The sequence below is a fragment of the Pseudophaeobacter sp. A-200-2 genome (assembly GCF_041008815.1).
GTDB classification, from domain to species: domain Bacteria; phylum Pseudomonadota; class Alphaproteobacteria; order Rhodobacterales; family Rhodobacteraceae; genus Phycobacter; species Phycobacter gallaeciensis_A.
Map to the genome: position 1 here is coordinate 233,234 of NZ_JAXGFU010000004.1, position 26,586 is coordinate 259,819.

General features: G+C 62.2%; 21 protein-coding genes. 10 read left to right on the top strand and 11 right to left on the bottom strand.

Annotated features, from left to right (window positions below):
• Positions 1–8: 8 nt before the first annotated feature.
• Both SM766_RS08385 and SM766_RS08390 read right to left on the bottom strand, forming a co-directional pair.
• On the bottom strand, positions 9–1,613 hold the full coding sequence (locus SM766_RS08385; protein WP_368947493.1) for a carboxyl transferase domain-containing protein: 1,605 nt from the start codon (positions 1,611–1,613) through the stop codon (positions 9–11).
• Positions 1,610–3,145: an AMP-binding protein gene (locus SM766_RS08390; protein WP_368947494.1), complete on the bottom strand. Its 1,536-nt coding sequence runs from the start codon at positions 3,143–3,145 to the stop codon at positions 1,610–1,612. Before SM766_RS08390 ends, SM766_RS08385 begins: the two co-directional genes overlap by 4 nt.
• A 149-nt stretch (positions 3,146–3,294) precedes the next feature.
• On the opposite strand from SM766_RS08390, the gene SM766_RS08395 reads away from it, so the two are divergent.
• A complete protein-coding gene (locus tag SM766_RS08395) occupies positions 3,295–3,900 on the top strand; it encodes an OmpW/AlkL family protein (RefSeq protein ID WP_065273793.1) in 606 nt (201 codons plus the stop codon).
• Between the two features lie 93 nt (positions 3,901–3,993).
• On the opposite strand, the gene SM766_RS08400 is transcribed toward SM766_RS08395, so the two are convergent.
• From SM766_RS08400 to SM766_RS08410, 3 genes are all read right to left on the bottom strand, one after another.
• Positions 3,994–5,154 carry an isovaleryl-CoA dehydrogenase gene (locus SM766_RS08400; protein ID WP_274828819.1) on the bottom strand — a complete coding sequence of 387 codons (1,161 nt, stop codon included), beginning with the start codon at positions 5,152–5,154 and terminating at the stop codon, positions 3,994–3,996.
• A gap of 165 nt (positions 5,155–5,319) precedes the next feature.
• Positions 5,320–6,513 (bottom strand): DegT/DnrJ/EryC1/StrS family aminotransferase, encoded by a 1,194-nt coding sequence (locus SM766_RS08405; RefSeq protein ID WP_368947495.1) that lies wholly within the window; start codon positions 6,511–6,513, stop codon positions 5,320–5,322.
• Positions 6,514–6,600: 87 nt separating this feature from the next.
• Positions 6,601–7,266, bottom strand: a complete 666-nt coding sequence (locus SM766_RS08410) for an HAD-IA family hydrolase (RefSeq protein WP_368947496.1) — start codon at positions 7,264–7,266, stop codon at positions 6,601–6,603.
• Positions 7,267–7,396: 130 nt separating this feature from the next.
• Here SM766_RS08410 and glmU point away from each other — a divergent pair, with 130 nt between their 5' ends.
• The 3 genes from glmU to SM766_RS08425 are packed head-to-tail and all read left to right on the top strand — an operon-like array spanning position 7,397 to position 11,278.
• Entirely contained in the window at positions 7,397–8,752 is a 1,356-nt protein-coding gene (gene glmU / locus SM766_RS08415) for a bifunctional UDP-N-acetylglucosamine diphosphorylase/glucosamine-1-phosphate N-acetyltransferase GlmU (protein WP_368947497.1), read from the top strand.
• On the top strand, positions 8,752–10,575 hold the full coding sequence (gene glmS, locus SM766_RS08420; protein WP_368947498.1) for a glutamine--fructose-6-phosphate transaminase (isomerizing): 1,824 nt from the start codon (positions 8,752–8,754) through the stop codon (positions 10,573–10,575). Before glmU ends, glmS begins: the two co-directional genes overlap by 1 nt.
• 4 nt (positions 10,576–10,579) lie before the next feature.
• Entirely contained in the window at positions 10,580–11,278 is a 699-nt protein-coding gene (locus tag SM766_RS08425; RefSeq protein ID WP_368947499.1) for a DNA alkylation repair protein, read from the top strand.
• A gap of 33 nt (positions 11,279–11,311) precedes the next feature.
• Here SM766_RS08425 and SM766_RS08430 read toward each other — a convergent pair whose 3' ends face one another.
• Positions 11,312–11,725, bottom strand: a complete 414-nt coding sequence (locus SM766_RS08430; protein ID WP_133245348.1) for a hypothetical protein — start codon at positions 11,723–11,725, stop codon at positions 11,312–11,314.
• A gap of 165 nt (positions 11,726–11,890) precedes the next feature.
• Between SM766_RS08430 and moaA the strand changes: the two genes are divergently transcribed.
• Genes moaA through SM766_RS08445 form a run of 3 tightly spaced genes read left to right on the top strand, consistent with a single transcriptional unit; the run spans position 11,891 to position 15,276 of the window.
• Positions 11,891–12,898 (top strand): GTP 3',8-cyclase MoaA, encoded by a 1,008-nt coding sequence (gene moaA, locus SM766_RS08435; protein WP_368947500.1) that lies wholly within the window; start codon positions 11,891–11,893, stop codon positions 12,896–12,898.
• Between the two features lies 1 nt (position 12,899).
• Positions 12,900–14,240 (top strand): 3-deoxy-D-manno-octulosonic acid transferase, encoded by a 1,341-nt coding sequence (locus SM766_RS08440; protein ID WP_368947501.1) that lies wholly within the window; start codon positions 12,900–12,902, stop codon positions 14,238–14,240.
• Positions 14,233–15,276: a glycosyltransferase family 4 protein gene (locus SM766_RS08445; RefSeq protein WP_368947502.1), complete on the top strand. Its 1,044-nt coding sequence runs from the start codon at positions 14,233–14,235 to the stop codon at positions 15,274–15,276. The genes SM766_RS08440 and SM766_RS08445 overlap by 8 nt, the downstream gene beginning before the upstream one ends.
• A 59-nt stretch (positions 15,277–15,335) precedes the next feature.
• Here SM766_RS08445 and SM766_RS08450 read toward each other — a convergent pair whose 3' ends face one another.
• From SM766_RS08450 to SM766_RS08470, 5 genes are all read right to left on the bottom strand, one after another.
• Positions 15,336–16,499 (bottom strand): M20 aminoacylase family protein, encoded by a 1,164-nt coding sequence (locus SM766_RS08450; protein ID WP_065273099.1) that lies wholly within the window; start codon positions 16,497–16,499, stop codon positions 15,336–15,338.
• 96 nt (positions 16,500–16,595) lie between these two features.
• On the bottom strand, positions 16,596–17,756 hold the full coding sequence (locus SM766_RS08455) for a M20 aminoacylase family protein (protein WP_368947503.1): 1,161 nt from the start codon (positions 17,754–17,756) through the stop codon (positions 16,596–16,598).
• 11 nt (positions 17,757–17,767) lie between these two features.
• A complete protein-coding gene (locus SM766_RS08460) occupies positions 17,768–18,934 on the bottom strand; it encodes a M20 aminoacylase family protein (protein ID WP_368947504.1) in 1,167 nt (388 codons plus the stop codon).
• A 341-nt stretch (positions 18,935–19,275) separates the two neighbouring features.
• Positions 19,276–20,442 carry an acetylornithine deacetylase gene (argE, locus tag SM766_RS08465; RefSeq protein ID WP_368947505.1) on the bottom strand — a complete coding sequence of 389 codons (1,167 nt, stop codon included), beginning with the start codon at positions 20,440–20,442 and terminating at the stop codon, positions 19,276–19,278.
• Between the two features lie 4 nt (positions 20,443–20,446).
• Complete coding sequence (locus SM766_RS08470) at positions 20,447–22,267, bottom strand: ABC transporter ATP-binding protein (RefSeq protein ID WP_065273095.1); 1,821 nt, start codon at positions 22,265–22,267, stop codon at positions 20,447–20,449.
• Positions 22,268–22,628: 361 nt separating this feature from the next.
• Between SM766_RS08470 and SM766_RS08475 the strand changes: the two genes are divergently transcribed.
• The 3 genes from SM766_RS08475 (at position 22,629) to SM766_RS08485 (ending at position 26,390) form a co-directional block, all read left to right on the top strand.
• Positions 22,629–24,329: a peptide ABC transporter substrate-binding protein gene (locus SM766_RS08475; RefSeq protein ID WP_065273094.1), complete on the top strand. Its 1,701-nt coding sequence runs from the start codon at positions 22,629–22,631 to the stop codon at positions 24,327–24,329.
• Between the two features lie 149 nt (positions 24,330–24,478).
• Positions 24,479–25,486 (top strand): ABC transporter permease, encoded by a 1,008-nt coding sequence (locus tag SM766_RS08480; protein ID WP_065273093.1) that lies wholly within the window; start codon positions 24,479–24,481, stop codon positions 25,484–25,486.
• Positions 25,479–26,390, top strand: a complete 912-nt coding sequence (locus SM766_RS08485) for an ABC transporter permease (protein WP_274828842.1) — start codon at positions 25,479–25,481, stop codon at positions 26,388–26,390. The genes SM766_RS08480 and SM766_RS08485 overlap by 8 nt, the downstream gene beginning before the upstream one ends.
• Positions 26,391–26,586: the final 196 nt, after the last annotated feature.

Here is a 26,586-nt window from a genome sequence, read left to right on the forward strand (position 1 = left end):
GTTCGTCCTCACATCCGGAACACGCCAAAGCGCGTGTCTTCAATCGGTGCATTCAAAGCGGCGCTCAGCGACAGGGCCAGCACCTCGCGGGATTTGCGCGGGTCGATGATGCCATCGTCCCAAAGCCGCGCCGAGGCATAGAGCGGGTGGCTCTGCTCCTCGAACATCTCGATGGTGGGGCGCTTGAACTCGGCCTCTTCCTCGGCGCTCCAAGAGCCGCCCTGGCGTTCGATGGCGTCGCGTTTCACGGTGGCAAGAACGCCTGCCGCCTGTTCGCCGCCCATCACGGAAATGCGGGAGTTCGGCCATGTCCACAGGAAGCGCGGCTGATACGCGCGCCCCGACATGCCGTAGTTACCGGCCCCGAATGAGCCACCCACCAGCATCGTCACCTTGGGCACATTGGTCGTCGCAACCGCCGTCACCATCTTGGCACCGTGGCGGGCGATGCCCTCGTTCTCATACTTGCGGCCCACCATGAAGCCGGTGATGTTCTGCAAAAAGACCAGCGGGATCTTGCGCTGGCTGCACAGTTCAACGAAATGCGCGCCTTTCTGTGCGGCCTCGGAGAAGAGAACCCCGTTGTTGGCGATGATGCCCACCGGGCAGCCCTTCACATGGGCAAAGCCGGTGACCAGCGTCTCACCAAAGCGCGGCTTGAACTCGTCAAAGCGAGACCCATCCACCAGACGCGCAATCACCTCGCGGATGTCATAAGGCGTGCGCAGATCGCCCGGCACCACGCCAAGGATTTCTTCAGGGTCATAGGCGGGCTCTTCCGGGCTGGCCCAGTTGACGCCCAGCGGCTTGGTAATGTTGAGCGATTGCACCGCGCGCCGCGCCAGCGCCAGCGCGTGGGTGTCATCCTCGGCCAGATAATCGGCCACACCAGAGAGGCGCGTGTGCACATCACCGCCACCCAGGTCTTCGGCGGAAACCACCTCACCCGTTGCGGCCTTCACCAGCGGCGGGCCGGCGAGGAAGATGGTGCCCTGTTCCTTGACGATGATGGTCACATCCGACATCGCGGGCACATAGGCGCCGCCTGCGGTACAGGAGCCCATGACCACGGCGATCTGCGGGATGCCTTTTGCGGACATACGCGCCTGATTGTAGAAGATGCGGCCAAAGTGGTCGCGATCCGGGAAGACCTCGTCCTGGTTGGGCAGGTTGGCCCCACCGCTGTCCACCAGATAGATGCACGGCAGGCGGTTTTCCTCGGCGATCTCCTGCGCGCGCAGGTGTTTCTTGACCGTCATCGGATAGTAGGTGCCGCCCTTCACGGTGGCATCGTTGCAAACCACCATGACCTCTTGCCCATGCACCCGGCCAATGCCCGCGATGACCCCTGCCGCCGGGGCCGCGCCGTCATACATGCCATGGGCCGCCGTCGCGCCGACCTCCAGAAAGGGAGAGCCCGGATCCAGAAGGTTCGCAACCCTGCGGCGCGGCAGCATCTTGCCCCGGCTTTCGTGACGGGCGCGGGATTTCTCACCGCCGCCCAGACGCGCGGCCTCCGCCGCCTCGTTGATCTGCGCCAGCGCCTCAAGATGCGCGGCGCGGTTCTGCTTGAAGCCTTCGGAGGAAGGCATTGCCTTGGATTGAAGTTTCATACGGAAGACTCCTGTTCAGCGGCCGCACGGGCCTTCAGTTCCTTGCGGATCACCTTGCCGGTGACGGTCATCGGCAGGTCGTCCAGAAATGCGATTTCACGGGGGTAGGAATAGTGGGCCAGACGGCCCTTGACGTAGTCCTGCAACTCTTTCTCGGTGGCCGCAGCGCCCTCTTTCAGCACCACATAGGCCTTCACGATCTCGGTGCGCATCGGGTCGGGCTTGCCGACGACGCCGACGGTGGCGACGCTGGGATGGGTCAGCAGGCAGTCCTCTATCTCGGCCGGGCCGATCCGATAGCCGGAGGAGGTGATCACATCATCCTCGCGGCCCACGAAGCGCAGGGAGTCGCCCTCCCAGTTGCCACGATCGCCGGTCACCAGCCAATCACCGTGGAATTTCTCCGCCGTTTCCTTGGGTCGGTTCCAGTATTCCAGCATCATCGAGGCAGAGCCGCGCCGCACCGCCACATCGCCCTCCTGATCGGTGGGATTGCCATCGGCGTCGATTACGGCGACCTCATGCCCCGGCACCGCCTTCCCGATGCAGCCCGGACGGGACGGGTAATCCACGCCGCAAGAGGAGGCGACCATGTTGCATTCGGTCTGCCCGTAGAATTCGTTGATCGTAAGACCAAAAGCCTCCTGCCCCCAGGCCAGCATCTCGGCCCCCAAGGGCTCACCACCCGAAGCGACCGAGCGCAGACCGGGCACAGCCTTGCCGGCGGCCTTGAGCATCCTGAGTGCCGTGGGCGGGAAGAAGATATTGCGCACGCCGCCCCGCGTGATCAGATCGACGCAGGCCTCGGGTGTAAATTTATCCAGCCGCGCGGCGACAACCGGTACGCCCAGCGCCAGACCGGGCATCAGCACATCGAATAGCCCGCCGATCCAGGCCCAATCGGCAGGGGTCCAGATACAGTCGCCCGGCTGGCCCAGGTGATCATGGCTGATGGCGACGCCCGGCAGATGGCCGGTCAACACCCGGTGGGCGTGCAGCGCGCCCTTGGGGCTGCCGGTGGTGCCGGAGGTATATATAAGGACAGCCGGGGTTTCCGGGCCGGTCGCGGCAAAGGGCACCGGGGCGCCGTCAATGCCTGCGTCCTGCACCATCACCGCCTCGGCCAGGTCACCCAGCAGCAGCGCACCCTCGGGATCGGTCAGCACGAAACGCACCCCCGCATCCCCGGCGCGCGAGGCCAGCGCATCGTGCTGGAACAGCTTGAACAAGGGCACCGAAATGGCGCCGACCTTCCAGATCGCCAGATGCGCGGCAGCACACCAGGGCGACTGGCTGAGCAGCACACCCACCCGGTCGCCCGGCTGGATCCGCGACAGAAGATAGCGCGCCAGACCATCGACCATCGCCGCCAGTTCCCCATGGGAAATGTCGCGCCGCGCGGCGCCGGTCAGATCGATCAGCGCCAGCGCATCTGCCGGGTGATCCATGGCCTGTGCCGCCATATTGAGCCGCTCTGGCAGATCCCAGCGACCATCGGGCGTCAGCCCCGGTATGCTACTGTAGTCCTGCATAGTCAGATCTTCCTAAAATGCATGGCAGGCATGCGCGTTTTGTGGTGCATTTCAAAGGCTCGGCACAAACCTGCTTGATCCAGATCAGAGACGTTTTCGCCTCCATGGCGCATGATCCCGGCGTACTCGAAAGAAAAGGGATCTTCCCCATGAAACGCATCGTTTCCGCCCTCGCCCTCTCTGCTGCATGCGCCGCCTTTGCGGCCCCGGCCCTTGCCCAGTCGCAAGGCGACTGGACCTTCGGTGCAGGGATCGCCAACGTGAACCCCAAATCGAACAACGGCACGTTGGCCGGGGGTGCCGCAACGGTCAGCGATGAAACGCAACTGTCGCTGACAGTTGAATATTTCATCCGCGACAACCTTGGCATCGAACTCTTGGCCGCGACCCCGTTCGAGCATGACGTCACCATCGCCGGTGTCGGCTATGCCGGTTCGACCAAGCAGTTGCCGCCGACCCTGTCGCTGAACTACCACTTCCCGACCAACAGCAAGATCACTCCCTTCGTCGGCATTGGTGTGAACTACACCACCTTCTTTGAAGAAAGCTCGCCGCTTGGCGTGCTGAACCTTGATGACAGCTGGGGTCTTGCGCTCAACGCTGGTGCGGACTGGCAAGTGTCGGACAACGGTGCGCTGCGTCTGAACGTGCGCTACATGGATATCGAGACCGACGCCTTCCTGAACGGTGCCGCGATCGGTACCGCCGAGATTGATCCGGTTGTTGTGGGTGTTGCCTACGTCCACCGCTTCTGACCCTCTGATCCGGTTTCCCGGGCGGGCGCTGCCGCCTGCCCGGACCACAGACAAGCCCGCGTGCCTTCCCTCGGTCACGCGGGCTTTCTGCGTTTACATGGTTGCCATCAGCTCGCGGCCGATCAGCATACGGCGGATTTCCGAAGTGCCCGCGCCGATTTCCATCAGCTTGGCATCGCGGAAGATCCGGCCCACCGGATTGTCAGACAGATAACCGGCACCGCCAAAGGCCTGCACCGCCTGGTGCGCCTGCACCATTGCCTGCTCAGAGGCATAAAGGCAGCAAGCCGCCGCGTCCTGGCGCGTCACCGTGCCATTGTCGCAGGCCTTGGCCACTTCGTAGATATAGGCGCGCGAGGAATTCATCGCCGTGTACATATCGGCGATCTTGCCCTGCATCAGCTGGAAGCTTCCGATCGGCTTGCCGAACTGCTTGCGCTCTTTCATGTAGGGCATCATCTCGTCCATGCAGGCGGCGATGATACCGCTGCCGATGCCCGCCAGAACCACGCGTTCGTAATCAAGGCCGGACATCAGAACCTGAACGCCCTTGCCCTCTTCACCCAGCACGTTCTCAAACGGCACTTCGCAGTCCTCAAAGATCAGCTCGCCGGTGTTGGAGCCGCGCATGCCCAGCTTGTCGAAATGCACCGAGGTCGAGAAACCTTTGAACTCTTTCTCGATCAGGAAGGCGGTGATGCCCTTGGAGCCTGCTTCGGGATCGGTCTTGGCGTAGACCACCAGCGTGTCGGCATCGGGGCCGTTGGTGATCCAGTATTTGTTGCCGTTGAGGCGATAGTGATCGTTGCGCTTTTCGGCACGCAGGGACATCGACACAACGTCAGAGCCAGCGCCCGCTTCGGACATCGCCAGCGCGCCGACGTGTTCACCCGAAATCAGCCGGGGCAGGTATTTCTTCTTCTGCTCGGCGTTGCCGTTCAGCTTGATCTGGTTGACGCAGAGGTTGGAATGCGCGCCATAGGACAAGGACACCGAGGCGCTGGCGCGGGCGATTTCCTCGACCGCGATGGTATGGGCCAGATAGGACATCCCGGCTCCGCCGAATTCCTCGGGGACGGTGATACCCAGAAGACCGAGCTCACCCATCTCCTGCCACAGCTCGGCGGGGAATTCGTTCTTCTGATCGATCTCCTGCGCCATCGGCTTGACGCGCTCTTGCGCCCAGCGGTGCACCATGTCGCGCAGGGCGTTTACATCTTCGCCCAGATCAAAAGTCATGCTTGCGTTGAACATCTCGCGTCTCCTCCCGAGTCATCGCGAATTATTTGAACATGTGTTCATTTATTGCCGACAAGCCATCACAGGTCAAGAGGTCACGTGGGGACACGAAAAGGCCGGACCCTGTCGGGGCCCGGCCAGTCGGAGTTGATTGGTTCTGAAAACAGCCTCTGCTGTGGTTCAGGCGCCCTGAAACACTGCACCGACCTCGGCGCGGATGATGCGGGCGATCTGGGCGCAGTCCTCAAGGCTGAAGGTCAGCGGAACCCGCATATCGACGATCCCCGCCAGAATGCGATCACTTTTGGGTAGCGACGGCGTCTCGGCGTAGCGCCAGCTGTCATAGCGGGAGGTAAAGGCAACGGGTTGCGGTTCACCAAACCACTTCAGCTCAACCCCTCGGGCGGCGCAGCGGCGCAGGACTTCCTGCACCCGGTCCGCAGCCCAATCCAGCAACAGAAACTGGATAGAGGAGCCCACATAGGTTTCCGCAGCCGGGCGCACCACCACAGTCAGACCCGGCGTGCCGCGCACCCCGGTTTCGACCTCCCTGTAGCGTTCATTCCAGCGGGCGACCTGCACCTCCAGATCGCGCAGCTGGGGCCGCAGGATCGCCGCCCGCAGATTGTCCATCCGCCCGGAGATATTCGGGGTTTCGTATTTCACCCGTTCGAACACCTCTGACCCCGGCGCGGCCAGATGACGGCCATAGAGCATGTAGGATCCGGACAGGATGATAGCCCGCGCGGCGACCTCCTCGTTATCGGTGATCAGCAATCCGCCCTCGCCCGAGTTCACGTGCTTGTAGGTCTGGCAGGAATAGCAACCCACCGTGCCATGCCGTCCCGAAAGCGTGCCATTCCAGGCCGCCCCCATGGTGTGGGCGCAATCCTCGATCACGGTGATCCCGGCGTCGTTGCAGATCTCCATCAGCCGGTCCATGTCACACAGATGCCCGCGCATATGGCTCAGCATCAGAACGCCCGCCTGATCCGCCTTGGCGGCCAGATCCTCCAGATCGATGGTCAGATCCTCGCTCACATCCACATAGACCGGCGTGGCGCCGACAGCTGCGATGGAGCCCGGCACCGGCGCAAGTGTAAAGGCATTGGTCAGCACCCGGTCGCCATGTTTCACGCCAACCGCTCTTAGCGCGGTGGCCAGTGCGTAGCCGCCCGAAGCAACGGCCAGACAGTATTTCGCTCCCATCTGATCGGCGAATTCGCGCTCCAGCAGCGCGGTCTCTCCGGCCTCGTCGCCCGCAACATTGTAGCGGTGCAGACGGCCATGGCGCAGTACCTCCATCGCGGCGGAAATCGCCTCTTCGGGAATGGGTTCCTGCTGGGTGAAACTGCCAGTGAAAATCTCGCTCATGGCCTGTTTGTGAGCGCGGCCAGCTGCGGGGTCAAGGGGGAAGCCGCTGTCGCGCCCGGTTTCAGACGCGTGCGGAAGGACATCAGATCATAAGGGCAGCAATTCCGCCACCACCCCGGGCAGATCTTCATACCGGTGCAGCAGCGCCTCGGGTTTCAGCGCCGCCATATCTTCGCCTGCAGGACCGAAGGTGACGAGGACCGAGGGCACGCCCGCCGCGGCGGATGTATTGCGGTCGGTATCGCTGTCGCCAATCAGAACGGTGCGCGCGGGATCACCGCCCGCGCGGCGGGCCGCTTCGAACAAGGGCGCGGGATCGGGCTTGCGCACCGGCAGCGTATCGGCGCCCACAAGCGAGGCAAAGGCATCGCGCACGCCAAGGGATCGCATCAGCTGCTCGGCCAGCGCCTCAGGCTTGTTGGTGCAGATGCCAACGCCATAGCCAGCCAGTTTCAACGCCTCGACGGCATCCATCGCGCCGGGATACAGAACGGTGTGGTGATCGATTGCGCCTTTGTACGCCTCCAGCAGCACGGGATAAAAGGCTTCGACGGTAGCGTCATCGTACTCATTGACCCGCTTCAGCCCCTCGGTCAGCATCCGCTTGCCACCGCGCAGGGCAATCGCCGCATCGCCCGGGCGGGTCAGCAGGTCACCATGGCCCATCTGGCGGAAACAGGCATTGGCCGCTGCCAGCAAATCCCCCGACGTGTCTGCCAGAGTACCATCCAGATCAAAGATCACCGTCCGCATATCGTCCCCTTTCGGCGCATTTCCGCCGCATGATGTTGCAAGCCGCAACCTAGTTTGATGGCGCAATGGCTTGCGCACCCACTGTTAGCGGATAAAACGGGGGCGCTGAAAAGACAAAGAGAAACATAACATGAGCACAGCCCTCGTCATCCTGGCCGCAGGCAAAGGTACGCGGATGAATTCGGATCTGCCGAAGGTCCTGCATCCCATCGCCCAGGCCCCCATGCTGGAACACGCCATGTCCGCCGGGCGCGCTTTGGAGCCGGAGCGGATCGTCGTGGTTGCCGGTCATGGCGCCGAAGCCGTGCGCGCCGCCGTGGCCGACATCGACGAGAGCGCCGAGGTTGTGCTGCAAGAGGAACAGCTGGGCACAGGTCACGCAGTGGATCAGGCACGGGAGGCGCTGACCGGGTTTGATGGCGATGCGGTGGTTCTTTATGGCGACACGCCTTTTGTCAGCGCCGAGACCATCACCCGCATGATCGAAGCGCGCGCACAGGCCGATCTGGTGGTTCTGGGTTTCGAGGCTGCTGACCCTGGCCGCTATGGGCGGCTTGTGATGGACGGCGACAGCCTGGAGCGGATCGTCGAGTTCAAGGACGCGAGCGAGACCGAACGCGCAATCACCTTCTGCAATTCCGGCCTGATGGCCTGCGCATCGCAGCTGATGTTCGACCTGATCGCCGAGATCGGCAACGACAACGCGGCGGGCGAATACTACCTCACCGATTTGGTGGAACTGGCCCGCGCCAAGGGCCTGCGCGTCACCGCCGTAGCCTGCGACGAGGCTGAAACGCTGGGTATCAACAGCCGCGCGGAACTGGCCCAGGCCGATGCGCTGTTCCAGAGCCGCGCCCGCGCCGAGGCGCTGGAAAATGGCGTCACCCTGATGGCGCCTGAAACCGTCTATTTCGCCTTTGACACCGTACTCGGCCGCGATGCGGTGATCGAACCCAATGTGGTTTTTGGCCCTGGCGTCACGGTGGAAAGCGGCGCGCTGATCCGTGCCTTTTCGCATCTCGAAGGCTGCCACGTCAGCCGCGGCGCCAAGGTCGGCCCCTATGCCCGCCTGCGCCCCGGCGCCGAACTGGCAGAAGACACCCACATCGGCAACTTCGTCGAGATCAAGAACGCCGAAATCGCTGCTGGCGCCAAGGTCAATCATCTTTCTTACGTGGGCGATGCCTCGGTCGGCGAGGCCACCAATATCGGGGCCGGCACCATCACCTGCAACTATGATGGCGTAATGAAGCACCGGACCGAAATCGGCGCCCGCAGCTTCATCGGCTCCAACACCCTTCTGGTGGCACCGGTGCGCATTGGCGATGAGGCGATGACCGCCAGCGGCACCGTGGTGACAAAGAACGTTGACGATGGTGATCTGGCAATCTCACGCAGCGCCCAGGAAAACAAACCCGGCCGCGCGCGAAAACTGATGGACATGCTGCGCGCCAAGAAGGCCCGCAAGGCAAAAGGAGGCGCGTAATGTGCGGAATCGTCGGAGTTCTTGGCAATCATGAAGCCGCGCCCCTGCTGGTGGAGGCGCTGAAGCGGCTGGAATACCGCGGCTATGACAGTGCCGGTATTGCCACCGTCAACGACGGCAAGCTGGAACGCCGCCGCGCTGTCGGCAAGCTGGTCAACCTCAGCGATCTGCTGGTGCATGAGCCGCTGGCGGGAAAATCCGGCATCGGCCACACCCGCTGGGCCACCCACGGCGAACCTTCGGTCAACAACGCGCACCCGCATCGTGCCGGCGCCGTGGCCGTCGTGCACAATGGCATCATCGAAAACTACCGCGAGTTGCGCGCGGAACTCGCGGGGGACGGCATTGAGTTTCAGACCGAAACCGATACCGAAACCGTTGCGCTGATGGCGGAACGCTATATGCGCGGTGGCCTGTCCGCCGCCGAGGCCGCACAGAAAACGCTGTCCCGGTTAGAGGGCGCCTTCGCCCTCGCCTTCCTGTTCGACGGCGAAGAGGATCTGATGGTGGCCGCCCGCAAGGGCTCGCCCTTGGCGATCGGTCATGGCACCGGCGAAATGTTCGTCGGCAGCGATGCCATCGCCCTGGCGCCGCTTACGGATAAGATCACCTATCTTGAGGAAGGCGACTGCGCCGTCCTGACCCGCAGCGGCCTGGAGATCCGCGACGCGAACGGGGATCTGGCGAACCGCGAAATGCGCACCATTCAGATAGACGCAGCACAGGTCGACAAGGCCGGACACAAGCATTTCATGGCCAAGGAAATCGCCGAACAGCCCACGGTCATTGCCGAAGCTATCCGCCACTACCTGCCAGTCGGCGAAGACGCGGTGCACCTGCCAGGAGACGGGATCGATTTCACAAAAATCGACCGGCTGACACTGGTCGCCTGTGGCACCGCCTTTTATGCCTGCCTCACTGCGAAATACTGGTTCGAAAAACTGGCCCGCATTCCGGTCGAGGTCGATATCGCCTCCGAGTTCCGCTATCGCGAACCACCGATCCCCGATCGCACTGCCGCACTGTTTGTCTCCCAATCGGGCGAGACCGCAGATACCCTCGCCGCCCTGCGCTATTGCAAGGACAAGGCCGATCAGATCCTGTCGGTGGTCAATGTCCCCGAAAGCTCCATCGCCCGCGAGAGCGATCTGGCCCTGCCGATTCATGCTGGCGTCGAAATCGGAGTCGCCTCGACCAAGGCCTTTACCTGCCAGCTGAGCGTGCTGTTGATGCTGGCCCTCAAGGCCGCAACCGACCGGAGCGAAATCGGCGAAGAAGAACTGCAGGCGCATGTCTCCGCTCTGCGCGGGCTTCCGAACGTCATGTCTGCTGCACTGGAGCAGAACGAGGCGATCCGTCAGGCCTCCCTGAAGCTCAGCGAAGCGCGGGATGTGCTGTTCCTGGGCCGGGGGCTGATGTTCCCGCTGGCGCTCGAAGGCGCATTGAAACTGAAGGAAATCAGCTACATCCACGCCGAAGCCTATGCCTCGGGGGAATTGAAACACGGCCCCATCGCGCTCATCGACAACAACATGCCGGTCGTGGTTCTCGCCCCGCGGGACGATCTTTTCGACAAATCGGTCTCCAACATGCAGGAAGTCATGGCGCGCAAGGGCAAGGTGATGCTGGTCTCGGATGCCGAAGGGCTTGCCGAGGCGGGTGACGAGGTCTGGCAGGCAATCCGCATGCCGCAGGTCCACGACAGCCTGTCGCCGATCCTTTACGCCCTGCCCGCGCAGATGCTGGCCTATCACACCGCCGTGGCCAAGGGCACCGATGTGGACCAGCCGCGCAACCTCGCCAAATCCGTAACGGTGGAATGATCCGATGACGCTGGACGAGGCGCTGGCGCAGCTGCGCGCCCTGATCGAACCGGGCCGCGCCGAGCAGATGGCTGCCTATCACAAGCAGAACCGGGAGGTTTTGGGTATCCCGAACCCGGCGCTCAACGAGCTGACCAAGGGCTGGCGGCAGACCCTCACGGTGGAAGAGCGCGTAGCCCTTGCCGATGCCCTGTGGCAGACGGACATCTTCGAGGCGCGCCTCGCTGCCGCCAAACTGCTAACCCAGGCCCGGATCAAGGGCGACGACGCCGCCTGGGCGTTGATCTGTTCCTGGGTGCCGCAGTTCGATAGCTGGGCCATCGCCGACCATGCCTGCATGGCGGCGCAGAAACGGCTGGTGGCGGATCCCGCCCGGCTGGACGATGTTGAGACCTGGACGCAGTCCGAACATATGTGGACCCGCCGGGCCGCATTGGTCGCCACCCTGCCCTGGGCCAAAATGAACAATCTCAAACCCGCCGATCAGGCCCGGCGGGCGCAGATCATCACATGGGCGGCAGGCTATGTGCCAGACCGCGACTGGTTCATTCAGAAAGCCATCGCTTGGTGGCTGCGCGATCTTAGCAAACACGATGCAGAGGCCACCCGTATCTTTCTGGCGACCCATGGCGATGCGATGAAACCCTTTGCCCGCAAGGAAGCCGGGAAATACCTTCGAGACGAGGCGCCCAAGGCAGGCTAATCCACGGGTTTAGTTCACCAGTCAGTTGGCCCGTCAGTTGGCCGGGCGCACCTGTAGCTCAACCAGCTCGGTCAAAGGCAAACCAAGCGCCCGCATTGCAGCGATGGACACCCGGGCGCTGCCCCCGTTTGCCGCCGGTTTCAGCGTCACCTGCACCTCTGCACCGCTGGCGCTGCGCAATACCGCCTGTTGCTCGGTGCCGACCAAAGAGGTCTCCATCCACAGTCCCGGAACCGCCGGATCCCCCAGCGAGGCGACCACCTGCTCGGTGCCGGTGAAGATCGAGGACGCCGCAGGCGCCTCAGCCTCGGACACCATATCCTCCTCCACAGCATCCGGCACCGTCAGGGCGCCACCGGTTGCATCCAGCGGCGCGCCGGTCACGGGCGCTGCAGTCGGCGCCGGTGTGCTGCTTGCGGCCTGTCCACGCAGGTCGGGAAAGTCCAAATTCCCGCAACCGGCAAGCAGCAGGGACAGGGACAATGGCAGGGCGGCGGAGCATGAGACTGTGATACGCATGGCCGCAAATCTATTGGCGCACACAGATCTTTACCAGCAGGAAAATGCAGTCGCCTCTTGTCGCAGGCAAGGCGCCGCTTTACCTATGCAGTCATGACTGCTCCGCTGATCGATCCCTTCGCCCGCGCCATCACCTACCTGCGCGTCTCGGTTACTGACCGTTGTGACTTCCGTTGCGTCTATTGCATGTCGGAAAACATGACCTTTCTGCCCAAGAAAGAACTCCTGACGCTGGAGGAACTGGACCGGCTGTGTTCGACCTTTGTCGGCATGGGCGTGGAAAAGCTACGCATCACCGGCGGTGAGCCTCTGGTGCGGCGCGATATCATGACCTTTTTCCGCGGCATGACCCGGCATCTGGACAGCGGCGCCCTCAAGGAACTGACGCTGACCACCAACGGCTCGCAGCTGGAGAAATACGCCCAGGATCTGTTTGATGCCGGGGTGCGCCGGGTCAATATCTCGCTCGATACGCTGGACGAGCAGAAATTCGCGGCAGTCACCCGCTGGGGCCGCCTGCCGCAGGTCATGCGTGGCATCGATGCGGCGCAAAAGGCGGGCCTAAGGGTCAAGATCAACGCCGTGGCGCTGAAAGGTTTTAACGAACCGGAGCTGCCCGAGATCACCCGCTGGTGCGCCTCGCGCGATATCGACCTGACCTGGATCGAGGTCATGCCGATGGGCGACATCGGCAATGAGGACCGCCTGGACCAATACTGGTCGCTCAAGGACGTGCGGCGCGAATACGAAAATCACTATACCGTGACCGATCTGGCGGAACGCAGCGGCGGCCCGGCCCGCTATGTGCGGCTGGAAGAGACCGGTCAGAAGATCGGTTTCATCACCCCGCTCAGCCATAATTTCTGCGAAAGCTGTAACCGGGTGCGCCTGACCTGCACCGGCGAGCTTTACATGTGCCTGGGTCAGGAAGACATGGCCGATCTGCGCGCGCCCCTGCGCGACCACCCGGACAGCGAGGCCCCGCTCGAAGAGGCGATCCGCGCCGCGATCAACCTCAAACCCAAGGGCCATGATTTCGATTACTCCCGGCAGAAACCCGGCGGCCAGATGTCCCGCCACATGAGCCACACCGGCGGCTGAGATGACCAGCCAAGGTTCTGGCGGCAAGGCGACGGCTCTGTTTCACGCCTACCGGGCCGTCACCGCGCTGATTGCGCCCTTTGCCTACCGCAAGGTTGCCGCAAAACTGGCGGCGCAGGGTGTGTCCCCGCAGCGCCAGCGCGAGCGTCTGGGCCATGCCAGCGTGTCGCGCCCCACCCTGCCCTCCGATGCGCCGCTGATCTGGTTTCACGGCGCCTCGGTCGGGGAGAGCCTGGCCGCGATCACCCTGATCAACCGGCTCGCGGAAAAACGCAGCGACGCACGCTTCCTTCTGACCTCGGGCACCGCCACCTCGGCTGCGGTCGCTGAAACGAGGCTACCAAAGGGGGCGATACATCAGTTCGCCCCGCTTGATGCGGCCGGACCGGTGCGCAGGTTCCTCGATCACTGGCGGCCCGATGCGGGGATCTTCGTCGAAAGCGAACTCTGGCCTGTCACCCTCAGCGCCGCTCAGAAGCGCGGCACCAGGCTGGCACTGGTCAATGCCCGCCTGTCCGACCGCTCGGTCCGCAGCTGGCAGAAGCGCGCCGCTACCGCCCGGTTTATCCTGTCGCGTTTCGATCTGCTGCTGAGCCAGAACGATCACATGGCACAGAACCTTATTTCGCTTGGCGCCGATACCGCGCGGGTGCAGCCCGGTGGCAACCTCAAGGCCGGGGCTGCCGCCCTGCCGATTGACGCGGCGGCGCTGGAGGCGCTGCGATCTGAGGTCGGCGCGCGGCCGGTGTGGATCGCTTCTTCGACCCATGACGGCGAGGAAGAGACTGTCCTTGCAGCGCATCGCACCCTGCTGGGCCGTTTTCCCGAGTTGTGCCTGGTGCTGATCCCGCGCCACCCGGAACGCAGCGACAAGGTTGCCGAACTCATCCGCGACGCCGAGTTGACCTTCGCGCGGCGCAGCAAGGGAGAAGCGATCACCCCGCAGACGCAGGTCTATCTGGCCGACACGCTGGGCGAGCTGGGCACATTCTACGCGCTGTCTCCGTTGGTGTTTCTGGGAGGCTCTCTGCGACCTATTGGCGGGCATAATCCGTTTGAAGTGGCACAGGCAGGCGCCGCCGTGATCACCGGTCCCGGCACCAGTAATTTCACCGAGACCTTCCCGCCGCTGATCGCCGCTGGCGGTGCGGTTGAAGTGCAGGACGCACTCGGACTTGCGCATGCCGTACAGCACTGGCTGGATGACCCTAAAGCCCTGCAGACCGCCTGCACGGCTGCCTCCGGCTTTGCCAAATCACAAGCGCAGGAGCTGGATGGCGTGGCGGATCTTCTGATCGACCGGCTGGGGCTTGGGGCCAAAGGGACACATCCCGATGCCTGAGCTCTTCGTCACCAATTTCAACCGTAATTTCACCGGGGTTTCGGCCACCGCCGCCAATGTGATCCGCCAGCAGGCAAACACCCATGATCTGCGGCTGGTGGGTCGCCCCCTGCCCGGCTGCCAAGCCCCGATTACCACGGCCGAGGCGCGGCGCCTATGCAGGAACGCCCCGGACGGCAAACCCTTCGCCATCTGGCACGTGCGGCGCAATACGGAAATGCGCGCGGCGATCTGGGCGCGGGATGTGATGCGCCTTCCGATCCGCATCGTCTTTACCTCGGCGGCGCAGCGGCGGCATTCGGCCCTGCCGCGCTGGCTGATCAGCCGGATGGATGCGGTGGTGGCCACCACGGACAAGGCTGCTGAATTCGTTCCGCACGTGCGCGCGGTGGTACCGCATGGGGTAGACACCGATCTGTTCCAGCCAGCTGACAACCGCGACACCGCCTGGGCAGCGCTGGGATATGGCGGAACCCGCGGCATCGCTACGGTTGGCCGTATCCGCCCGGAAAAGGGCACCGATGTTTTTGTCGATGCGATGATCGACCTCTTGCCCAACCTGCCCGGCGTGGTCGCGCTGGTGATTGGCCGCGCGGCGCGCGAACATCAGGGATTTCTGAAGGATCTGAAATCCCGCATCGCTGCTGCGGGTCTAGGTGATCGTATCCTGTTTCCCGGCGAAATCCCCGCCGCAGATCTGCCGCCGCTGATGCGGGCGTTGTCACTGGTGATGCAACTGCCCCGCTACGAAGGCTACGGCATGGCTCCGCTGGAAGGTATGGCCAGCGGTGTGCCCTTTGTGGGGGCCGAGGCTGGTTACTACCGCGCCTTTTCGGCCCAGGGCAAAAGCGGGTTGATCGTACCGCTTGAGGCCGCGCAAGCCGCAGCCGAAGCTGCCCGCGCGATCCTGAGCGATCCGGCGCGCCATGCGCAGATGGCACGGGATGCCCGCGACATCGCCCTGCACAGTTTCAGCGCCCGGACTGAAGCAGATGGGATCGAGGCGGTCTATCAGGCGCTCTGGTCCGAAGGCTGAATATGAAAAAGGCCCGACGATCTGCCGGGCCTTCTTCATTTTAGAAAACTCAGCCTCTATCAGGCGGCGGGCATGCGCTGCTCGACGATACCGGCCCACCAGCTACAACCGGCCGGAATGGCCTCGTCGTTGAAGTTGTATTCCGGGTGGTGCACATCGGCGCTGTCGCCGTTGCCAACCAGGATATAGGCGCCGGGACGCTCTTCCAGCATATAGGCGAAGTCTTCGCCGCCCATGACCAGCGGCGCTTCATCGCAGTTGCCGGAGATATCGGACGCAACCTTGGCTGCGAATTCGGTCTGCTCTTCGTGGTTCACCATGACCGGATAACCGCGGTTGTAGGTGACGTCGGCCGTGCCGCCAAAGGTCGCTGCAACGCCTGCGCAGATTTCCTTGATCCGCTTTTCGGCCAGATCGCGCATCTCTTTCGACATGGTGCGCACGGTGCCTTTGATCTGAACCCGCTGCGGGATCACATTGAATGCCTTGGAAGAGGTCTCGAATGAGGTCACCGAGACAACCACGCGATCCACCGGATCGGCATTGCGCGATGCGATGGTCTGCAGCGCCAGAACCGCCTGAGCGGTCATCACGGTGGTGTCGATGGTCTCATGCGGTTTCGCCGCATGGCCGCCGCGTCCCTCAAAGGTGATGTCAAAGGTGTCGGTCGCGGCAAAAAAGGCACCGGGGCGGATCGAGAAGCTGCCGATCGGTTTACCCGGCCAGTTGTGCATGCCGTAGACCTCTTGGATGTTCCAGCGCTCCATCATGCCGTCGTCGCACATCTCCTTGCCGCCGCCGCCGCCTTCTTCGGCGGGCTGGAAGATCACCACAACGGTGCCGTCAAAGTTGCGGGTCTCGGACAGGTATTTGGCGGCGCCCAGCAGCATCGCGGTGTGACCGTCGTGGCCGCAGGCGTGCATGGCGTTTGCGGTCTTGGAGGCATACTCAAGCCCGGTCTGTTCGTGGATCGGCAGCGCGTCCATATCGGCGCGCAACCCGATGACCTTGCCCGAGGTGTCGGACTTGCCCTTGATCACGCCGACAACGCCGGTGCGGCCGATGCCGGTGACGATCTCGTCGCAGCCGAATTCCTTCAGCTTGTCTGCCACCAGCGCCGAAGTGCGGTGGGTTTCGAACAGGATTTCGGGGTTCTCGTGAAGATCACGGCGCCAGGCGGTGATTTCCTCCTGAAGCTCGGCAAAACGGTTCTTGACCGGCATAGTGTCACTCCTTGTTTTTATCATGTGCGGCGCCACATGCGCCGCCGGGTTTGCTGTCGCAGGCGCCATAGGCACCCGCGAGGGTCCGTGGCCGGATCAGGCCGCGGGCATTCTGCCTTCGACGATTTCCGCGAACCAGCTTATGCCGGCCGGGATGATCTCGTCGTTGAAATCGTATTCCGGGTGATGCAGGCCCGCGCTGGGGCCGTTGCCCAGACGGATCATCGCCCCGGGGCGCTCCTGCAGCATAAAGGAAAAGTCCTCACCGCCCATCAGGATCGGCACATCCTCGCAGAGACCAACCGCCTGCGCCGCGGCGCGGGCGTATTCCGTGGCCGCATCATCGTTGATGGTGACCGGCACGCCGATGCGCATTTCCAGCTCGACCGAGCCGCCAAAGGTCGCTGCCACGCCTTCGGCGATTTCCTTGATCCGCTTTGGGATCATCGCGCGCACGTCTTCGGAGTGGGTGCGGATGGTGCCGCGGACCTCTGCCTTGTCGGGGATCACGTTGAACGCCTTGGAAGAGGTCTCGGCGCTGGTCAGCGACATTACCGCCTTCTCCACCGGATCCATGTTGCGCGACACGATGGTCTGCAACGCGGTGATCATATGGCACATCATCACCGTGGTATCGACGGTCATGTTGGGTTTGGCGCCGTGGCCGCCACGCCCGCTCAGATGCAGGGTGAATTCGTCGACCGAAGCCAGGATCGGCCCGGGACGGATGGCGAATGTGCCTGCTTCGATGCCGGGGCTGTTGTGGATGGCATAGACTTCGTCGATGCCGAAACGCTCCATCATCCCGTCTTTGACCATGGCCTCGCCGCCATTGCCGCCTTCTTCGGCAGGCTGGAAAATCATCACAGCGGTACCGTCAAAATTGCGGGTCTCCGCAAGGTATTTGGCAGCCCCGAGCAGCATTGCGGTGTGACCGTCATGCCCGCAGGCGTGCATCGCGTTGGGGATCTTGGAGGCATGCGGCAGGCCGGTCTGTTCCTGCATTGGCAGCGCGTCCATATCGGCGCGCAGACCGATGGCACGCCCCTTGCTGTCGCTCTTGCCGCGGATCACCGCAACGACGCCGGTGCGGCCGATCCCTGTCACGACCTCATCACAGCCAAATTCTTTCAGCTTTTCCGCCACCAGGGCAGAGGTGCGGTGGGTGTCGTAAAGGATCTCGGGGTTTTCGTGGATGTCGCGGCGCCAGGCTGCGACCTCTTTCTGAAACTCTGCGGCGCGGTTCTTGACTGGCATTCTCGATCTCCTCAGGCGGCGGGCATACGTCGTTCGACCAGTTCGGCGAACCAGCTGCACCCCAGCGGGATGGCATTGTCGTCAAACACATAGGCCGGGTGGTGGCACATGGCGGTGTCGCCATTGCCGAGGAACATATACGCGCCGGGGCGCTCTTCCAGCATATAAGCGAAATCCTCGGACGGCATGATCGGGTCAGTGTTGTCGACCACATCGGCAGAGACTGCACGGGCAGCTTCGACGGCGTAACCTGTCTCCTCTTCGGTGTTGATGGTGACGGGATAGCCCGGCGACCATTCGACCTTTGCCTCGGCGCCATAGGCGGCAGCGACGTTTTCCGCGATTTGGCGCACCCAGCCTTCGGCCTGCTGGCGGTACTCGGTATCGAGAGTGCGCACGGTGCCCTGCAGACGGGCGGTATGCGCAATAACGTTGGAGGCAGTGCTGTCGGTTTCAAAGGTGCCGACGGTCAGGACCACGCGTTTCACCGGGTTCACATTGCGCGACACGATGGAATGCAGCGACACCACGATCTGCGACGCCACCAAAGTCGTGTCGATGGCATCATGCGGCGCCGCCGCATGGCCGCCCTTGCCGGTCACGGTGATTTCGAACTCGTCCGAGGACGCCAGCAGCGCCCCGGGGCGGATAGCAAACTGTCCGACAGGCAGGCCAGGCATATTGTGGAGACCATAGACTTCCTGAATACCCCAGCGCTCCATCAGCCCGTCATCGCACATCGCCTTGCCGCCAGCGCCGCCTTCTTCGGCAGGCTGGAAGATCAGCACGACCTTGCCATCAAAGTTGCGCGTCTCGGACAGGTATTTCGCCGCGCCCAGCAGAATCGAAGTGTGGCCGTCATGACCGCAGGCGTGCATCACGCCCGGCGTTTTCGAGGCATAATCGACACCCGAGGCTTCGGTGATGGGCAGCGCATCCATGTCGGCGCGCAATCCGATGACCCGGCCCGAGGTGTTGATCTTGCCTTCGATCACCGCGACGACGCCGGTGCGGCCGATGCCGGTGGTGATATCGGTGAGACCAAATTCCTTCAGCCGTTCCTCCACAAATCCGGCGGTCTTGTGAACCTCGTACATCAGTTCCGGATTCTCATGCAGGTGGCGGCGCCATTTGGTGATTTCATCCTGCAGATCGGCAAAACGGTTTTTGACTGGCATCCTGTTCCTCTTGCGTTGTGCCCGCACGGCTGCGGTTCCGGGGCACTGTCAGTCAATTAAGTTGCGTTAGCAAGTATCACAAGCAGACGAGCTGCCATGCAAAACGCATCAAAGCGAACCAATTTTGGCCTCCGAAATTTCACCCCCATTAAATCAATGATTTAACCCGAACCAATTTGCAGATTTGCACTGCTGCATTGGTTCGCCCCCGAAAAAATATTTGTATTTGCACAAAATAGCGGCCCAGGGAGTGGGCCAATGAAAACGGGCTGCATCGCCCTGCGATACAGCCCGTCCGTGTTCAGAATATGCATCAGGCGCCCAAGCACCGGGCCCTTGGATCAGGCCGCCAGCCGGTCCACCAACTGCCGCATGAAATCGTGACCGGCGTTGAACTGAGCGACGGTGATGAATTCATTCGGCTGGTGCGCCTGGGCAATATCGCCAGGGCCACAGATGACAGCGGAATAGCCCGCTTCCTGGAATTGCCCCGCTTCGGTGCCATAGCTGACCACGTGGGTGCCATTGTCCCCAGTGATCATCCGCACCAGCGTTTCCGCTGCGCCCTCCTGTTCGGGGACGAGGCCCGGAACGTTGAACTTCTTTTCGATCTCGATTCGCGCCTCCGGGTGCACTGCCTGCATCTCGGCTTCGACGCGGCGCACTTCGGCCAGATAAGCCTCTTCCCAATCGGCAGCGTTTTCGCCGGGCACCACGCGGAAATCCATCACGAACCGGCAATCCTTGGCGGTGATGTTATGCGCCGTGCCACCTTCGATCATGCCGACGTGGCAGGTGGTATAGGGCGGCGTGAACATCGCCGGGATCTCCTCCGGCTCGGCAGCCGCATTTTCCGCATTACGGTGGTTGGCCCAATCGATCAACCGCGCCCCCTGCATCACCGCGCTGACCCCGGTGTGCATCAGCGAGCTGTGCACCTCGAAGCCCACAAGGTGCGTATCATAGCCGATACCGCCCTTGTGGCCGGTCACCGCCTTCATCATCGACGGCTCGCCAACGATGACGGCACCGCCCTTGGGCAGCACGGGCTGCATGGCCTCGATCATCGGCGGCGCGCCGGTGCAGCCGATTTCCTCGTCAAAGGAAAGCGCCAACTGCAGCGGACGGTTGACGCCGCGCCGGTGCGCCTCGACCAGAGCCCAGATCGCCAGCGCGTCGAACCCCTTCATATCGCAGCAGCCGCGCCCGTAGTATTTGCCGTCACGCTCCACCACGGTGAAAGGATCGCTCTCCCAAGGCTGGCCGTCGACCGGCACCACATCGGTATGGCCGGACAGGACCACCGCCCCTTCGACAATCGGTCCGGCATGGGCAAAGACCGCAGCCTTGTGCGGCTGATCGGGATCGACCCAGCGGTGCGGCGTGATGCCATGGCTGCTCAGGTACTCTTCGACCCATTCGACCAGCGGCAGATTCGTGTCCCGGCTGACGGTGGGAAAGGAAACCAGTTTCTCCATCAGCTCCAGCGGCGTCAGAATATCAGCCACAGGATCAATACCCACTGTCGGTGGTCAGAACGAAATGACCCGGCTCTAGCTCAAGGTACTCTGACGGCTCCGGCTTGTAGTCGGTGCCGTGAATGGGCGAGGGAATCGGTTTGAAGTTCAGATCCTTCTCGCTCTTGCGCTTGCGCGGATCGGCGATAGGCACGGCCTTCATCAGCGCCTGGGTATAGGCGTGCAGCGGGTTGGCAAAGACGCGGTCGCGCGGGCCGATTTCAACGATCCGGCCCAGATACATCACGCCCACCTGATGGCTGACGCGTTCGACGACGGCCATGTCGTGGCTGATGAACAAGAAGGACAGCCCCAATTCGGCCTGCAGTTCCATCATCAGGTTCAGAACCTGCGCCTGCACCGACACGTCCAGCGCCGAGACCGCCTCGTCCGCGACGATCAGTTTGGGATTGAGCGCCAGCGCCCGGGCAATGGCGATCCGCTGCCGCTGACCACCGGACATTTCATGCGGATAGCGGCGCATGAAGCTGCGCGGCAGGTGCACACGGTCGAACAGCGAGGCAACGCGATCCTGCAGTTCCGAGCCCGAGGCGAGCCCGTAGTTGCGCATCGGTTCAGCCACCTGATCCAAGAGCTGCATCTGCGGATTGAGCGAGGCAAAGGGATCCTGGAAGATCATCTGCATGTCGAGACGCGCCTTGTGCATCTGCGAATTGCTGAGCCCCAGAATATCGCGCCCCTCGAAATTTACCTGCCCCGACATGGGTTCGACCAGACGGAGAATCGAGCGTCCGGCGCTGGATTTACCACAACCGGATTCGCCGACCAGCGACAGGGTCTGGCCCTTGAACACCTTGAACGAGACGTCCTCGACCGCGTGCACATTGGCAACGGTACGGCGCAGCACCCCGCCTTTGACCGGGAAACGGGTGGTCAGGTTCTTAACCTCAAGAAGCACCTCATCGGTGCCCTTGATAGGTTCGATCTTCTGGTCCTCGACGCCCATCAGTTTCATCGGTTCGGGGTAGTCCTTACCGATCATTTCTCCCAGTTTTGGCACAGCGGCCAGCAGGGCACGGGTATAGTCGTGCTGCGGGTTTTCAAAGATCTCGGTGACGGTGCCTTCTTCGACCTTGTTGCCGCGGAACATAACCACCACGCGGTCCGCCATTTGCGCCACAACCGCCATATCGTGGGTGATGAACATCACCGCAGTGCCGGTTTCCCGCTTCAGCCGGTCCATCAGGGCCAGAATTTCGGCCTGAATGGTCACATCAAGCGCGGTGGTCGGCTCATCCGCAATAAGAAGGCGCGGCTCACAGGCCATCGCCATCGCGATCACCACACGCTGACGCATACCCCCGGACAGCTCATGCGGGTATTGCTTCAGGCGCCGTTCGGGTTCGGGGATGCGCACCTGACGCAAAAGTTCCAGCGCCCGCTCTTCTGCCTGTTTTTTAGTCATGTTCTTATGGATGCGCAGACCTTCGGTCAGTTGGCGCCCCACAGTGAACACCGGGTTGAGCGCAGTCATCGGCTCCTGGAAGATCATTCCGATCTCGTTGCCGCGAATCTGCTTCATCATCTCCTGTTCGGCCTTGGCCAGGTCGGTGGTTTCACCGCCACGGCCATTGAACAGCAGTTCCCCACCCGCGATTTCGCCGCCGCCGAACTCGACGAGACGCATCAGGGAGAGGGAAGAAACCGATTTCCCCGAACCGGATTCGCCCACGATACAAACGGTTTCGCCCGGGTTGACGTCAAACGAGACATCCTCAACCCCGACGACCGGGCCGTCCTTGGTCTGAAATTCGACCCGCAAGCCCTTAATTTGTGCAATTGGTTGGTCCAGCACCCCAGTCGTCCCCTTATCGGTAAATCGTTATCCGCTGCATCGTTGGCAGTCTTTCAAGGCCGAGATGTAAGCTGATCATTGAAGCTTCGTCAAACCAATGGGCGGCGTTAAGCGAAATTTTGGATCCGAAGGCTTGCAATTTCCGCAAACTCTGTTTCGATACCTCCCAGTGTCTGCCCGGGCAATCTGGCGCGCAGGACCGGCCATGGCCGAAGCTGGCGCATTAGATTTCAATCGTTTAACGCGTGGGGCGGAACGACAAACCATCCGCAATCTTGCGGCAACAGGCTGGGCCACGCATCGCCCGGCCGCAAAAAGACACAAGAACACCGTTTCTGTGTTCGACAAGGAGAGTGTGAAAATGAAACTCAAGACCCTTTTGATGGGGGCTATTGCTTCTGCAGCGCTTGCTCCGGCAGCGTTTGCCGAGCGCGGCGCCGACGGTCAGGTGAACATCATCTACTGGCAGGCGCCCTCGATCATGAACCCGTTCCTGTCGGGCGGCACCAAAGACGTTGAAGCCTCCTCGCTGGTCATCGAACCTCTGGCGCGCTACGACCCCAACGGTGCAATGGTTCCCTTCCTGGCCGAAGAGATCCCGACCGTCGCCAATGGCGGTGTGAGCGAAGACCTGACTTCCATCACCTGGAAGATCAAGGCGGGCCTCACCTGGTCTGATGGCACCCCCTTCACCTCCAAAGACGTGAAGTTCACCTACGACTACTGTACCCATCCCGAAGGCGGCTGCGCGCAGGTCACCAAATTCGAAGGCGTGACCTCGGTCGAAACCCCCGACGATCTGACCGTCAAGGTCACTTTCGAAGGCCCGACCCCCTTCCCTTACGGCCCCTTCGTTGGCGGTGAAAGCCCGATCATCCAAGCCGCTCAGTTCGCCGAATGCCTGGGCGCCAAAGCCCCCGAGTGCACCGAGGCCAACTTCAGCCCGATCGGCACCGGTCCCTTCGTGGTCGACGAGTTCAAACCGAATGACGTGATCACCCTGTCGGCCAACCCGAACTACCGTGACCCGGCCAAACCGGCCTTCGCCAAGGTACTGTTCAAAGGTGGCGGCGACGCAACCGCGGCCGGTCGTGCCGTAATGGAAACCGGCGAATTCGATTACGCCTGGAACCTGCAGCTGGCACCCGATGTGATTGCCCAGATGGAAGCAGGCGGCAAAGGCGTTGCTGTGGCAGGCTTTGGCCCGCTGGTTGAGCGCATCATGCTGAACAACACCAACCCTGATCCGGCGCTTGGCCCGGACGAGCGTTCGGTTGTACGCCCGCACCCCTTCCTGAGCGATCCTGCGGTTTACAAAGCCATGTCCATGGCGATCGACCGCCCGCTGCTGGTTGAAATCGGTTACGGCAAAGCCGGTAAAGTGACCTGTAACTGGGTTCCCGCTCCTGCCGTCTACGCAGCAGATATTGCTGGCTGTGACGTTCAGGACATCGCTGGCGCCAACAAGATGCTGGACGAAGCAGGCTACAAAGACACCAACGGTGACGGCGTTCGCGAAACTCCGGATGGCAAGCCGATGAAGGTTCTGTACCAGACTTCGACCAACGCCGTGCGTCAGGACTTCCAGGCCCTGATCAAACAGTGGTGGAGCGAGATCGGTATCGAAACCGAACTGCGTAACGTCAACGCATCCGTCTTCTTCGGTGGCGACCCGGGTTCCCCGGACACCTTCCAGAAGTTCTACGCGGACGTGGAAATGTACGCCAACACCTTCAACGGCACCGACCCGCAGTCCTACTTCGGCAACGGCCTGTGCGACAAGGCACCGACTCCGGCATCCCAGTGGCAGGGTGAGAACATCTCCCGCTTCTGTGACGAGGAGTTCGACGCCCTGCACGCTGAGCTGACCAAGACTGCCGATGCAGGCAAGCGCGCCGAAATCGGTCAGCAGCTGAACACGATGATCTTCGAAAAAGGTGGCATGATCCCGCTGGTTCACCGTGGTCGTCTGTCCGGTCAATCCAACACCCTGGGTGGCCACGTCCTGAACGTCTGGGACAGCGAACTCTGGGATGCGGCTGACTGGTACCGCATCAAGTAAGGCAGGCTAGCCTCTCCTGAGGCCCCGGTGTTCCACCGGGGCCTCTTGCCATTTACGCCCAGATCCGCTTTAGCGCGCGGGCATAATGGACCCGAGGCCTCCGGCCCTGCTTCCTAATTCTGAAATCGAACATCAAAGGCGCCCACCTGATGCTGACCTTTACAATCAGGCGACTGATCCTATCGGTTCCGACGCTGCTGTTCATCAGCCTCGTGATTTTCCTGCTGCTGGAGCTCGCCCCTGGCGATCCCATGGCGCAGGTCCCGCTGACCGTCCCCCCCGAAGTAAAAGAAAAGATGCGCGAGGCCCTTGGCCTTGGCCAACCCGCCCATATCCGGTTCTGGAAGTGGCTTGTGCAGTTCTTCTGGATCGAGCCGCAGGTCATGATCGACCACTACTTCGGCTCCAATTTTTCCGAAGGCGATCTGCGTGTGATCTCCTGGCAGACCCGTTCGCCCGTCATGGACATCGTGATCCAGCGTATGCCGCAGACCCTGTGGGTTGTCGGTACCGCCTACGTGGTGGCAATCCTGATCGCCCTGCCCATCGGGATCTACTCGGCCTACCGCCAATACAGCTGGTTCGACCAGATGGGCACCTTCGTGTCCATGGTCGGCTTCTCCGTGCCGCCGTTCTTCTCAGGCGTGCTGGTCATCGTGATCTTCTCGGTGCAGCTTGGATGGTTCCCGTCGATCTATGACACCACCCTGGTCGTTGACAGCTGGGACGCCTTCGTCAAACAGCTGCAACAGATGATCATGCCAGTCATGGTGCTGGCACTGCAGATCACCGCCCAGCTGAGCCGCTTCATGCGGGCCTCGATGCTGGACAACCTCAATCAGGACTACGTGCGCACCGCCCGTGCCAAGGGTCTGAGCGAATATACCGTGGTCATGGTGCACGTGCTGCGCAACTCGATGATCCCGGTTGTCACTGTGATCGCACTGGGGATCCCAGCGATCTTCGGCGGCGCCATCATCACCGAGCAGGTGTTCAAGGTGAACGGAATCGGTCAGCTACTGATCGGCGCCATTCAGGCCAACGACCTGCCGATGGTGCAGACCCTGACCTTCATCTTCGCGGTGCTGATCGTGATGTTCAATCTGATCGCCGACGTACTGTACGGCATTCTTGACCCAAGGATCCGCTATGACTGAGCTGAGCAATCCTGTCCCGAGCAACCCGCCGCGCAGCCAATGGCTGGACGTGTGGGATCAGTTCAAATCTCACCGTGGCGCCCTGATGGGCGGGGCGCTGTTCCTGTTCATCATTCTGGCCGTGTATCTAGGCCCCATGTTCTGGGATATCGAAGCCACCAGGATAGATATCCGCGCGCGGAACCAGGGTCCAAGCTGGGCGCATCCCTTCGGCACCGACCAATTGGGCCGCGATATGCTGGCCCGGATGATGGCCGGTGGATCGACCTCCGTTTCGGTGGGTCTGACGGCCATGCTGCTGGCGCTGTTCCTGGGTTCCTTCGTGGGTGTTGTCGCGGGCTTTTTCAAGAAGCTGGACGGGCCGCTGATGCGTCTCACCGACCTGTTCCTTGCGCTGCCCCTGCTGCCGCTTCTGCTGGTGATGATGCTGTTGTTCCGCGAACCGCTGAACGCGGCCTTTGGCCCCGAACAGGGGATCTTCATCCTGATCGTGACCTCGATCGGCGTGACCAGCTGGATGCCCACGGCGCGGATCGTGCGTGGCGATGTCCTGGCCATCAAGGAGCGTGAATTCGTTCTGGCGGCCCGCTCCATCGGTACCTCGGATGGCAAGCTTATCACCCGACACATCCTGCCGAACGTGCTGTCGCCGATCATGGTGTCCGCGACGCTGGGGATCGCCACCGCGATCATCACCGAAAGCTCGCTGTCGTTCCTTGGTCTTGGCTTCCCGCCGGACTTCCCAACCTGGGGCCGTCTGCTGTTTGATGCCACCGACTATCTGCAGCAGTACCCTGAGCGCGTGTTCTGGCCCGGTATGGCGATCTCGCTGACCGTTCTCAGCGTCAACTATCTGGGTGACGGCCTGCGTGATGCGCTGGATCCGCGTATCCGGGGCCGCTGAGCCGCAAGCCAGACGGGACACACCCGCACATATTCAAATAAGAACATAACCACCGGCCGCCCCAACAGGGCGGCCGGTTTGTTTTGGGGCACCCCGCCCCATCTGGATTCATTTTCTGCCAGCCCTCCGCTACCGGGAACTTTGTCCTGCAGATACCCGTCGACAACTGCGATACTGGCCTTGCTCGCTTGGATAT

Coding starts and splice junctions, on each gene's coding strand:
- SM766_RS08425 (WP_368947499.1), top strand. CDS start 10,580: ATGACGCTGGACGAGGCGCTGGCGCAGCTGCGCGCCCTGATCGAACCG.
- SM766_RS08485 (WP_274828842.1), top strand. CDS start 25,479: ATGACTGAGCTGAGCAATCCTGTCCCGAGCAACCCGCCGCGCAGCCAA.
- SM766_RS08410 (WP_368947496.1), bottom strand. CDS start 7,266: ATGCGGACGGTGATCTTTGATCTGGATGGTACTCTGGCAGACACGTCG.
- SM766_RS08455 (WP_368947503.1), bottom strand. CDS start 17,756: ATGCCAGTCAAGAACCGCGCCGCAGAGTTTCAGAAAGAGGTCGCAGCC.
- SM766_RS08445 (WP_368947502.1), top strand. CDS start 14,233: ATGCCTGAGCTCTTCGTCACCAATTTCAACCGTAATTTCACCGGGGTT.
- SM766_RS08390 (WP_368947494.1), bottom strand. CDS start 3,145: ATGCAGGACTACAGTAGCATACCGGGGCTGACGCCCGATGGTCGCTGG.
- SM766_RS08480 (WP_065273093.1), top strand. CDS start 24,479: ATGCTGACCTTTACAATCAGGCGACTGATCCTATCGGTTCCGACGCTG.
- SM766_RS08385 (WP_368947493.1), bottom strand. CDS start 1,613: ATGAAACTTCAATCCAAGGCAATGCCTTCCTCCGAAGGCTTCAAGCAG.
- SM766_RS08405 (WP_368947495.1), bottom strand. CDS start 6,513: ATGAGCGAGATTTTCACTGGCAGTTTCACCCAGCAGGAACCCATTCCC.
- glmU (WP_368947497.1), top strand. CDS start 7,397: ATGAGCACAGCCCTCGTCATCCTGGCCGCAGGCAAAGGTACGCGGATG.
- glmS (WP_368947498.1), top strand. CDS start 8,752: ATGTGCGGAATCGTCGGAGTTCTTGGCAATCATGAAGCCGCGCCCCTG.
- SM766_RS08460 (WP_368947504.1), bottom strand. CDS start 18,934: ATGCCAGTCAAAAACCGTTTTGCCGATCTGCAGGATGAAATCACCAAA.
- SM766_RS08475 (WP_065273094.1), top strand. CDS start 22,629: ATGAAACTCAAGACCCTTTTGATGGGGGCTATTGCTTCTGCAGCGCTT.
- SM766_RS08395 (WP_065273793.1), top strand. CDS start 3,295: ATGAAACGCATCGTTTCCGCCCTCGCCCTCTCTGCTGCATGCGCCGCC.
- moaA (WP_368947500.1), top strand. CDS start 11,891: ATGACTGCTCCGCTGATCGATCCCTTCGCCCGCGCCATCACCTACCTG.
- SM766_RS08440 (WP_368947501.1), top strand. CDS start 12,900: ATGACCAGCCAAGGTTCTGGCGGCAAGGCGACGGCTCTGTTTCACGCC.
- SM766_RS08400 (WP_274828819.1), bottom strand. CDS start 5,154: ATGTTCAACGCAAGCATGACTTTTGATCTGGGCGAAGATGTAAACGCC.
- SM766_RS08450 (WP_065273099.1), bottom strand. CDS start 16,499: ATGCCGGTCAAGAACCGTTTTGCCGAGCTTCAGGAGGAAATCACCGCC.